Consider the following 8,958-nt stretch of genomic DNA (forward strand, 5'->3'; position numbering starts at 1 on the left):
TTCAAACCCCTACGCCAGGTCATCGAGTCGATCAACGAGACGTTCAAGGGACAGCTCGACCTCGAACGACACCGAGGCCGCACACCTGGCGGCGTCGTCGTCCGCGTCATGCAGCGCATACTCGCGCTGACCGCCGCGATCTGGCACAACGACGCCACCGGACAGCAAGTCCTACGATCCCTCACCGCCTACGATCACTGACCCCTTGGAATTGATCATCTAGGAGGCTCTTGAAGATCTTGCTCCGGCCGACCGATTCACCCCATATTGCCGGTAAATGCCAATCGGGCTGAACCGGTGCAAGCCGGGCGCGTTTTCAAGATCTTCATCAGACTCCTAGTCCGCGAATCCCGACCCGGGCATGGGTGGACCCTCCGAACCCGGGCGGGGCTCGGAGGGTCCGGGCTGCTTGAGCGCCACAGGTCCGCCCGGACTTCCCGGTGTACGCGTAGAGGTCGTGTGACTGTCTCACTGGACGTTGTCGCTCCCACTCGGATCCGACAACGCCTCCTGAGACATCGACAACATCACCCGAGACGGGACAGGTCAGACAAGGGCCTCGCCGGGGCGTGTGCAATTGGACAGCACCCGCAACGCCTGATTCGATCGTGACGTAGAGCCGTCATACGCATCGGTAGCGCCCGATCTCGTGACGGCTGGACGTCACGCTACGCGCTTCGCTGTACGGGCCGCTCGGAGCCGCACCGCCCCGGGCTCCTGGAAGGGGAGGCGCCCGGGGCGGCTGGCAGAGCGGCGGCGCTGGGGGCGGAGGCCTATGTGTGACTGGCGGCTTTGACCAGCTCATTCAGGTGGGCGGGCGAGCTGGTCCCTGGGATGGGCGCGATGTGGTCGCCTAGTTCGAGCAGCCAGCGCAGTGCAGCATCTACACCGCCATCTTCGGCGAGCGCCCCCGAGCCGAGCGGCGCGTACGCGATGTACGGAATGCCCCGGGCGCGACAGTGTTCGGCGCCATGAGCGGCGTCGTCCGGGACGGCCTGGCTGAGCTTGTTCTGCACGGCGGCGACGGTGATCACTGTGGCCGCCTCGTTGATCTCTTCGGGGCCGACCTTCGACAGGCCGATGTGCGCGATCTTCCCTTCCTGCTGGAGATCGGCCAGGGTGCCGACCTGGTCGAGGAACGGGAAGGCGGGGTCGTTGCGGTGGAGGTAGCACAGGTCAAGGCAGTCCGTGCCGAGCCGGCGAAGGGACTGTTCCACTGTGGCGCGCAGGTAGTCCGGGTTCCCCAGCGGGCGCCACACGTTGGGGGCGGGCCTGACCATGCCGACCTTGGTCGCGATCAGTAGCCGTTCTGGGTACGGGTACAGCGCGCGGTGCACCAGCTCCTCGGCAGTGTGGGGGCCGTAGGCGTCGGCGGTGTCGAAGTGCGTGATGCCATGGTCATCGACGGCGGAGCGGAGAAGCTGGACCGCACCGAACGGGTCCGCGGGAGTGCCCCAGGTTCCGGGGCCGGTCAATCCCATGGTTCCCAACCCGAGGCGGGAGACGAGTTTCCCGGCGAGGCGGAACATGCCTGCGGGCGGCGGGGCGGCCGTCACTGCTTGTCGTCCTGTCCGGCGGCGGTGGCGGCGGCCAGCGCGGCGGCAAGGGCCCGCTTCTGGTGGTCGGGGTGGTTGCCCATCTCCAGGTGGGAGATGCGCATGTCCGCGAGGAGCGAGTGCACCCGGCGGTCGACGGCTTCCCGGTAGTCCAGATCCCGGTCTCGGGTATCGCCGAGCGGCAGGGAGAAGTCCAGGTTCGTCGCGATGAGCAGGTCGTAGCTGGCGCAGTGGGCGCGCACGAGGGAGCCGAGCCGTTCGACGGTGGCCGGGTCCGGCTTCTTCAGGGCGCGGTCGTGGGCAGCGAGGTAGTAGGCGAGGGGGTCCAGGGCGGAGCGGTCGATCAGGACAATGCCGGCGGTCAGTGTTGCCTCGGCGGCGGCGGCCCCCGATGCCGAGATGATCCACTCGGTGCACTCGGCTGTCTGCTGCCGCAGCTTGGGGAATCCGCGCTCTGCCGCCTGCTGCGCGAAGCTGGCGGGGGTGCGGGCCACGGTCTGGCCGATGGCCCGCAGTTCCATTTCGAGGCGCTGCAGGAACGTCGTCTTCCCGGTGGAGTGCGTACCGGAGACGGCTATCCGTACGGGTCGGGTTACCACAGGGTGCTCTCCTCGTGTGGGGCGTCGGCCTTGCGGCCGGGCATGTTGGGCGGGACAGCGGCGGCCGTCAGGTCATGCCAGGTGACGAACCTGTCGGCGAGGCGGAGCAGCAGCAGGGCGGTGGCGTGGGCGTCGTAGGCGGCGCGGTGGCGCTTGCCGGGGATGCCGGTCACGTCGATGCCCGTGCGGGCGATGAGCGGGTCCAGGCCGTACCCGCGCTGACCGGGGTCCGCGGCCTTGGCCAGGCGCAGGGTGTCGATCACCCCGGCGGGCTGCCAGTCGGGCAGGTGCCGGGTCAGGACGTTGTACTCAACGCTGGCGCTGTGCGCGGCGATCCACGCGCCGTCGAGGAGGGACCGCACCTCGCCGGCCACCTCGCGCCAGGCGGGCGCGCCGGCGGTCATGTCGTTGCTGATGCCGTTGATCCGGGTGATCCGCGGCGGGATCGGTACCGGGGGCTGAATGAGCCACTGCCGCCCGCGCTCGGGTACCGCCTCGCCGTCCTGGATCGGGATGAGGGCGATCTCGACAAGGTCCGGCGGGTTCGCTCCGTTGCCTTCGACGTCGACAACGAATAGACGGTCGGGCCAGTCGGTGGTCTTCACGGCGTGGGGGTTCCTTCCTGCCAGCCGATCTCTGCTCGGCCGTGACGGCGGGGCCGGTGCGGGTGCGCCCGGTCGTGGACCTGGAAACCGTAGCCATGCTGAAGGAAGTACCTGGGGTGCTCGGCCAGCCCCTCGGTGATGATCGCCCGTTCGGTGATCTCGACAGGGCCGGTCGCCCCCAACGCGCGGGCGGCGCGCTCCGCGTCGGCCAGGGCGGGCGCGTTCCACGCGGCGGCGCACAGCCCCAGCTGCTTCTTCGGGCAGATGTCGCACAGCTCCTGAATCCCGAAGTGCCCGTTGTAGTCAGCCAGCCCGTGGGCGTAGGCGACGGCGCACGAGGTCTTGCGGAACAGCGGGCCCCACGGTTCGGCGTGGTCGGCGGGCCGGTGGAACAGGTCGAGAATCCGGGCCTCGGTCTCCTCCGGCATGATCTTGCGCCGGGCGGTCTGGCTGTACGGGTCGGGCAGTTCGTTCTCCGCGTAGTACGCGGCGATCTCGTCGCGGAAGAACAGGCCGGTGAAGACGCTGGCGTGCGCGTGTTCGGAGAGTGCCTTTGCCGTACGCAGGTGTGCGTCACTGTCGTTGAGGCCGGGGACGATGGGCCGCCAGTACAGGATCGTCCGGTACTTCTCGGCGTGCGCGTACAGGGTGCGCAGGCTGTTCGCGGCGATGTTGGAGTCCACCGGCTCGATCCCGGTATGGGCGATACCCGAGTAGGTGACCAGCACGGTCACCTTGAGGTTCTTGAAGCTGTTGAAGACCTCGCAGTCCTCGGGGTCCACGCGCCACCTGGTGATAACGAGGACGTGGTTCGTCAGCCCCCGCTCGTCCAGGAGCCGCAGCGTGTTGAACGTGTGCGGCTTGACGATCGCCAGCATGGGATCGGTGGCCTTGTTGAACAGCTGGATGGGCGTGATGTGGGGCCGGAAATACTGGTGGTTGACCAGGGTCAGCACGGCGTCCTCGTCGGACATGAGAGCCCGCGGAACCTTCATCTCGAAGTTCTTGTACAGGTGGCGGACGCAGTAGCTGCACTCCAGCGGGCACCCGACGATGTGGTTGAGGGAGAGCCCGGATTTCCGGTACTCCACCACGTCGGCGAGGTTCGGTTGGAGGCTCTGGATCTGCTGCACGGTCAGCAGCGGGAGCGGGCGGCGGTGCTGATGGGCCACGGTCACGGACGTACCTCCTGGTAGGGAAGAGCCGGCGGGTTGGCGAGAGCGCGGCCAGCGGGTCACACGACACCGCCGGCCGCGGCTGTTGGGTCAGCCGTCCCCGAAGGGGGTGGGGTCGGCCGTCAGTGGGGTACGCGTTGCACAGCGGCAGGCGCGTGCCTGGGGGGTGGCCGTGGCACCGGCCCCGGAAGGGGGCTGCTCTTCGGCCTCGGGAATGTCGTCAGCGGCAACGGCCGGGACGGGCGCGGAGGTGGCGTCGGCGGTCACCGTGAGCGTGGTGGACCAGGCGACGAGGGCCAGGCCCACCACGTTCGCGGCGGTCATCAGGACGCCGGGCAGGACGCCGTTCGGGGCACGGTGGCGGGCGGCGGCGCTGCGGGCGCGTAACGCGGGGGTGCTCATGCTGCCGGCCGCTGCGTGCGCGTCGTTCGCCTTATAGCCAGGCGCTGCTCCGTGCCGCCGGGCAGGCGCACCCACAAGTACGCGGCATCGGCGTCCACGCCGTTCCATCCGCTCCCGACCTGGACGACTTCGCCCTCGTGCAGCTCGGGCTGTTCGCGGGTGCCGGGCTCGGGGAGGGTCCACCCCTCCACCCAGTCGCCGATGGTGAACGGGGCGGGCACGGACCGGGCCGGTTGGGCAGCGGTCTTGGCCGTGCGCGCCCGGCTCACCGGGACCCCTTGGCGGGGGCGGGGGTGGAGAACAGTTCGACGTACAGGGCGAGGGTGCTCGTGCCCCACGTGCTGGCGTCGTCGCCGTGGTTGCGAACGAACTGGCGTGCGGGGTGAGGGGGCCGCCCCTGGTTGCCGGTGCTGCTTGTGGTGCTCGGGCTCGTCTTCATAGTCGGCCTCGGCGTGCTCGCGTCGTATGGGGAGGAGGGCGGCCCCGCTCGCCCCTGGGGGGACGAAGGGGGGCGGGGCCACCCTCGGGAGGGCGCGACAGTGCATCGCGAGTGATCACGAATTGACGCACGGTCACGACGTCCTCGGGGGCTAGCATGCTCGTTTTGACGGTCGCTGCGCAATAAGGCGAAGCAAATCTCAAAAGATGCGAACTGCCGTACGCATGTGCCGAGTTACGTCAATGACGAACCGGCTTGCACCACTGACGAACCGGGATACGCCAATGACGTACCGCCGCACACCAACGTCATGCCACACTGCGCGCATGACGCAGACACGTGCGACACCGACTGTCAAGAGACGGCGCGTCGGCGCTCAGCTGCGGCGCTACCGCGAGGCCGCAAAGATGAAGACGGGCGATGCGGCGAAGGCGATGGGCTGGGACAACGCCCGGCTGAGCCGCACTGAGCGCGGACTCCAGCGGGTCAGCGCTGACGAGGTCTACGCCCTGGCGAAGGTGTACGGCGTGGACGATCACGCCGCCCTCGTGGAGATCGCCCGAGTTGCGGAAGAGCCGCCGGACATCGGTTGGTGGATGCCGTACCGGGGGTTGATGACGCAGGAGTACATCGACTTCATCACCCTCGAATCCGAGGCCGAGACCATCCGCATCTGGCATGCCGGTCTGGTTGGCGGCCTACTCCAGACCCCGGCATACGCCCGTGAGATCGCCGCGACGTCGGTCACGCCGATGTCCCTTGAGATGTCCGAGCGGCTGGTGTCCGCGCGCATGGCCCGGCAGGAAGTGTTCAGCCGGCCGGGGAAGCCAGTGCACTACTCCGCTCTTGTGCCGGAAGCGGCATTCCACCAGCGCTTCGCGGCAGGGCAGGCGGTCCTGCGTGACCAGCTGACGCGCCTGCTCGACGCCTCCGAGGCCGCCCACATCGACATCCGCGTGGTGCCCCTCACCGCTCTCCCGCACCCCGGCAACGGCGGGAACTTCACTCTTCTGACCTTCGGCCACCCGTGGAATCCCGTGGTCTCCGTGGACCACAACCGAGGCGGCAGCACGCTGGAAGACCCGGCAGAAGTCGACGTGTTCGAAGCCATGTACGCCCGCATTGAGGATGCTGCGCTTTCCGTGGACTCGTCCCGGGATCTCATCACCACCTATCTGGAAGGAACCCGCACGTGAGCACCAGCCACCAGCACGAAGGCTCCGAGGTCGCCATGGCTTCCCTCGGCTGGTATAAGTCCAGTTACAGCAGCGGCGACAGCGGCCAGTGCCTGGAGGTCGCACCCACCCCAGGCGTTCTGTACGTCCGCGACTCCAAGGCCAGCGGGCGCGGCCCGGTCCTGCACTTCCCGGCCGCCGCCTGGTCCTCGTTCATCACCGAAGTTAGGGACGGAAACACCCCGGCCGACACCGCGGTGTAGGCGGCGCTTTGCCGTTCCCGCCGAGGCATTCGCCGCGGTGGTCGACGCACTACGAAGGGGGACGCGCTTCGGCGGCGGCTTCGGCGGCGGCTTCCGCGAGTTCAACGTGGTGCAAGGGGAACCGTGCGCGGTGATCCACCGATAGCCGATCCCTGCGGCATGGCCTGCTGACCAGTGCAGCAGTGCGGGCCGCCACCTCACCAGGTGGCGGCCCGCACTGCGCTCACTCGTCGCCGAGATCCGGGCTCCAGACGGCTGGCCCGCCGCCGCGCCACTCGATCAGCAGCGCATCGTCCAGCCGGACGTCGTCCGGGTCCAGGCCGGCCCGCCGCAGGAACTCCAGAAGATCACCGGGGCCCAGGGCGCGGCCGAGGATCTCACCGTCGCAGCGGACGCGGCGCCCGCCCTGGGCGTCCGGCGGATAGACGATCACACGCAGAGCAGGGCTCATCCCTCCACCCTGCCGCTGGCCGGTCACTCCAGCACTCCGAGGGCAGCATCGGGCCGGCAGTGCGGGCAGGCGGGTACTCCCTCGGCAAGGGCCCGGCGCGCCTCCTCGCTGCCCAGGGCCGAGCAGCGTTTTCCTGCGTCCCAGCACGACCCCGCGTGGACGCGGACCGGGAGCCGGCCTACGCCGATGCCGCGCTCGATCAGCCACGCGGGCGGCTCGGGCAGGGGACGCCGACGCGCGGCGAGGGCTTCGCGCTCTTCCGCGGTGCTCAGTGCCCGCTCGGCCCGGCCCAGCTCGGCCCGCAGGTACGTGACCACGGTTCGCAGGCGCGGCAGATCAGGAGGCAACTCGGACACATGTTCTATTCTATGCCCGAGTGCAGGACCCCCACCAGGACGGACCCCCATGGCCACACCCGCCCCGCGTCCCACGCCCGCGATCTGGGCGCCCTCCCAGACCGGGCCGTGCGCACGCTGCCATCTTCTCTGCACTAGTCAAGCCGAGCTGATCTGAACGGCATCAGTCGTAGCCAGCCAGCGCCAGTGGATGGGGAGGTGTCAAGAGTTGTGCTCCGTCACCGCGGGAGTGTGCTGGTCGGGCAGTTCTGCGAGCGCCATGACGGCGGCTTCGCGGACGTAGTCCACGGGATGTTGTCGGTAGGGCTCGATCATCGGGTGGGCGTCTGGGTCACGGGTGGAGCCGAGAATGCCGAGGGCGTGCTCGAGGAGGGGTGCGGTCATCGTGTGGAGGCACGGTGCTAGCCCGGCGACCAGGTGGAGCGGCAGATCTCTGCGTTCGAAGGCGTTGCCGATGGCGTTGAGGGCGCTCTCTCGGACGGCGTCGTCTGGGTCCTCGATCGTGGCGGTGAGTAAGCGTGCGACGGCGGTTTCTGCCTCGTGCTGCGTCAGGCTGGGCCAACGCAAGATGTCGCCGAGCTGCTCGGCGGCAGCGTCGCGATCCCGGGCGTTGGGGGCATTCAGGTCGGCGAGGAGGGCCGGGGGCAGGTTCATGCGGCCACCGTGTCATGCCGTTCGACGTGCTGGCCACGTTCGAAGTGGGCGCCGGCCCGGACCAGGGCGACGAGCCATAGATCATGAGCATTGCTCGTGGATGGGCGACGGTCACGGCCTGGGACTCCCGAAGCCACGGCGAGCCGCAAAGTAGCGATCTAACCGCAGGTCAGGCCGCCCGGACTCCACGGTTCCATCAGGCTTGATCCTCCGCCCCGGGTGTCCTTCTGACCGAGTGGTGGCTGCGGACCGGGTGCGGAGATCGGTTGCTCCGTGGAGTTGGCGATGACCGGCTCGCGGTGGTGCTCGGCCAGGACGTCGAGCATGGCGCGGTCCTTCGGTGGTCTGGGGTGTCGATGCCCCGCTCGATCAGGTGCAGGCCGATCTTCCGTGTTTGCAGGTCTACGCCGGGGGGTTATAGCTGGGTGGCCGTGCGGATGAGTTGGGCGAGGGCGCGGGAGCGGCTGTGTGGGGGCCAGGCTATGTGGGTGATGACGGGGGGTGCGTCGGTGAGGGGGACGGCGGTGTGTTCGGCCCATAGCCAGGCGCGGGAGGAGTCGGGGCAGATGGCCGTGGTGCGTCCGAGGGCGATCAGGTGGGCCAGTTGGGTCTGGTCGCGGATCTCGGGGCCGGGGCCGGGAGGGTAGGCGCCGTTGCGGGGCCAGCGGGCGAGCGGAAGATCAGGGACGTCGGTGACGTCGGCCAGGGACAAGGCCTTGTGCGTGGCGAGGGGGTGCCTGGCGGGCAGGACGGCGATCCGTCCCTCGGTCAGTAGTTCCTCGCTGTCGAACCCGGCGAGGGAGTTGAACGGCGTGTGCAGGAGTGCCACGTCGGCGCGGCCGTCGCGCAGCAGTATTTCCTGTTCGCCGATGCCGCATGGCAGCACTTCGATCTCGGCGGCGTCGGGCTGGGCCGCGTAGGCGTCGAGAAGCCTCCGCAGTAGTTCTTTAGACGCGGCGGCCTTGACCGCCAGCACCAGGCGATCGCGGGCGCCACCTGGATGATCGGCGCCGCCGGCGCGACGGGTGCGGCGGGCGGCGGCGGTGGTCGCGTGCAGGGCGGCGCGGCCCTCGTGCAGCAGGACCTCTCCGGCGCCGGTCAGCGAGACGCCGCGGCGGTCGCGGTCCAGTAGCGAGACGCCGAGGCGCCGTTCGAGCTGCTGGATCGCCCGGGACAGCGGTGGCTGGGCGATGCCGAGGCGCTCGGCGGCTCGGCCGAAGTGCAGTTCCTCGGCGACGGCCACGAAGTACCTCAGCTCGCGGGTCTCCAGGGTGTCCATGCCC

General features: G+C 69.3%; 14 protein-coding genes and 1 pseudogene. 3 read left to right on the forward strand and 12 right to left on the reverse strand.

The genetic code is table 11. The features are described from left to right. Positions 1-201, forward strand: a pseudogene (locus J7I97_RS36865) (IS982 family transposase); the annotation flags it as partial. A 572-nt stretch (positions 202-773) separates the two neighbouring features. Here J7I97_RS36865 and J7I97_RS36870 read toward each other — a convergent pair. The 7 genes from J7I97_RS36870 to J7I97_RS36900 form a co-directional block, all read right to left on the reverse strand. Continuing rightward, positions 774-1,556 (reverse strand): aldo/keto reductase, encoded by a 783-nt coding sequence (locus J7I97_RS36870; RefSeq protein ID WP_308378383.1) that lies wholly within the window; start codon positions 1,554-1,556, stop codon positions 774-776. Beyond that, positions 1,553-2,155 carry an AAA family ATPase gene (locus tag J7I97_RS39365; protein ID WP_214944425.1) on the reverse strand — a complete coding sequence of 201 codons (603 nt, stop codon included), beginning with the start codon at positions 2,153-2,155 and terminating at the stop codon, positions 1,553-1,555. The genes J7I97_RS36870 and J7I97_RS39365 overlap by 4 nt, the downstream gene beginning before the upstream one ends. Further along, positions 2,149-2,760, reverse strand: a complete 612-nt coding sequence (locus J7I97_RS36880) for a 3'-5' exonuclease (protein WP_214944427.1) — start codon at positions 2,758-2,760, stop codon at positions 2,149-2,151. The genes J7I97_RS39365 and J7I97_RS36880 overlap by 7 nt, the downstream gene beginning before the upstream one ends. Continuing rightward, the gene (locus J7I97_RS36885; RefSeq protein ID WP_308378384.1) at positions 2,757-3,938 is read right to left on the reverse strand and encodes a radical SAM protein; all 1,182 of its coding nucleotides are present in this window, start codon (positions 3,936-3,938) and stop codon (positions 2,757-2,759) included. The genes J7I97_RS36880 and J7I97_RS36885 overlap by 4 nt, the downstream gene beginning before the upstream one ends. 87 nt (positions 3,939-4,025) lie before the next feature. Then, the gene (locus J7I97_RS36890; RefSeq protein ID WP_214944429.1) at positions 4,026-4,337 is read right to left on the reverse strand and encodes a hypothetical protein; all 312 of its coding nucleotides are present in this window, start codon (positions 4,335-4,337) and stop codon (positions 4,026-4,028) included. Then, complete coding sequence (locus J7I97_RS36895; RefSeq protein WP_214944431.1) at positions 4,334-4,606, reverse strand: hypothetical protein; 273 nt, start codon at positions 4,604-4,606, stop codon at positions 4,334-4,336. The genes J7I97_RS36890 and J7I97_RS36895 overlap by 4 nt, the downstream gene beginning before the upstream one ends. Next, a complete protein-coding gene (locus J7I97_RS36900; RefSeq protein ID WP_214944433.1) occupies positions 4,603-4,776 on the reverse strand; it encodes a hypothetical protein in 174 nt (57 codons plus the stop codon). The genes J7I97_RS36895 and J7I97_RS36900 overlap by 4 nt, the downstream gene beginning before the upstream one ends. 284 nt (positions 4,777-5,060) lie before the next feature. Here J7I97_RS36900 and J7I97_RS36905 point away from each other — a divergent pair, with 284 nt between their 5' ends. Together J7I97_RS36905 and J7I97_RS36910 are read left to right on the forward strand one after the other, a co-directional pair. Further along, the gene (locus J7I97_RS36905) at positions 5,061-5,972 is read left to right on the forward strand and encodes a helix-turn-helix transcriptional regulator (RefSeq protein WP_214944435.1); all 912 of its coding nucleotides are present in this window, start codon (positions 5,061-5,063) and stop codon (positions 5,970-5,972) included. Beyond that, positions 5,969-6,214, forward strand: a complete 246-nt coding sequence (locus tag J7I97_RS36910; RefSeq protein WP_308378385.1) for a DUF397 domain-containing protein — start codon at positions 5,969-5,971, stop codon at positions 6,212-6,214. Before J7I97_RS36905 ends, J7I97_RS36910 begins: the two co-directional genes overlap by 4 nt. Before the next feature lie 223 nt (positions 6,215-6,437). Here the strand turns inward: J7I97_RS36910 and J7I97_RS36915 are convergent, their stop codons facing one another. From J7I97_RS36915 to J7I97_RS36935, 5 genes are all read right to left on the reverse strand, one after another. Then, on the reverse strand, positions 6,438-6,665 hold the full coding sequence (locus J7I97_RS36915; protein ID WP_214944437.1) for a hypothetical protein: 228 nt from the start codon (positions 6,663-6,665) through the stop codon (positions 6,438-6,440). A gap of 23 nt (positions 6,666-6,688) precedes the next feature. Continuing rightward, the gene (locus J7I97_RS36920) at positions 6,689-7,021 is read right to left on the reverse strand and encodes a DUF6233 domain-containing protein (protein ID WP_214944439.1); all 333 of its coding nucleotides are present in this window, start codon (positions 7,019-7,021) and stop codon (positions 6,689-6,691) included. Between the two features lie 201 nt (positions 7,022-7,222). Further along, entirely contained in the window at positions 7,223-7,675 is a 453-nt protein-coding gene (locus tag J7I97_RS36925) for a HEAT repeat domain-containing protein (protein WP_214944441.1), read from the reverse strand. Between the two features lie 158 nt (positions 7,676-7,833). After that, positions 7,834-8,001 carry a hypothetical protein gene (locus tag J7I97_RS36930; protein ID WP_214944443.1) on the reverse strand — a complete coding sequence of 56 codons (168 nt, stop codon included), beginning with the start codon at positions 7,999-8,001 and terminating at the stop codon, positions 7,834-7,836. A gap of 89 nt (positions 8,002-8,090) precedes the next feature. After that, positions 8,091-8,954 carry a LysR family transcriptional regulator gene (locus tag J7I97_RS36935; protein ID WP_285443910.1) on the reverse strand — a complete coding sequence of 288 codons (864 nt, stop codon included), beginning with the start codon at positions 8,952-8,954 and terminating at the stop codon, positions 8,091-8,093. Between the last annotated feature and the right edge of the window lie 4 nt (positions 8,955-8,958).

Origin of the sequence: Streptomyces sp. ISL-87, assembly GCF_018614095.1 — a bacterium.
In the GTDB taxonomy this organism is placed as follows: domain Bacteria; phylum Actinomycetota; class Actinomycetes; order Streptomycetales; family Streptomycetaceae; genus Streptomyces.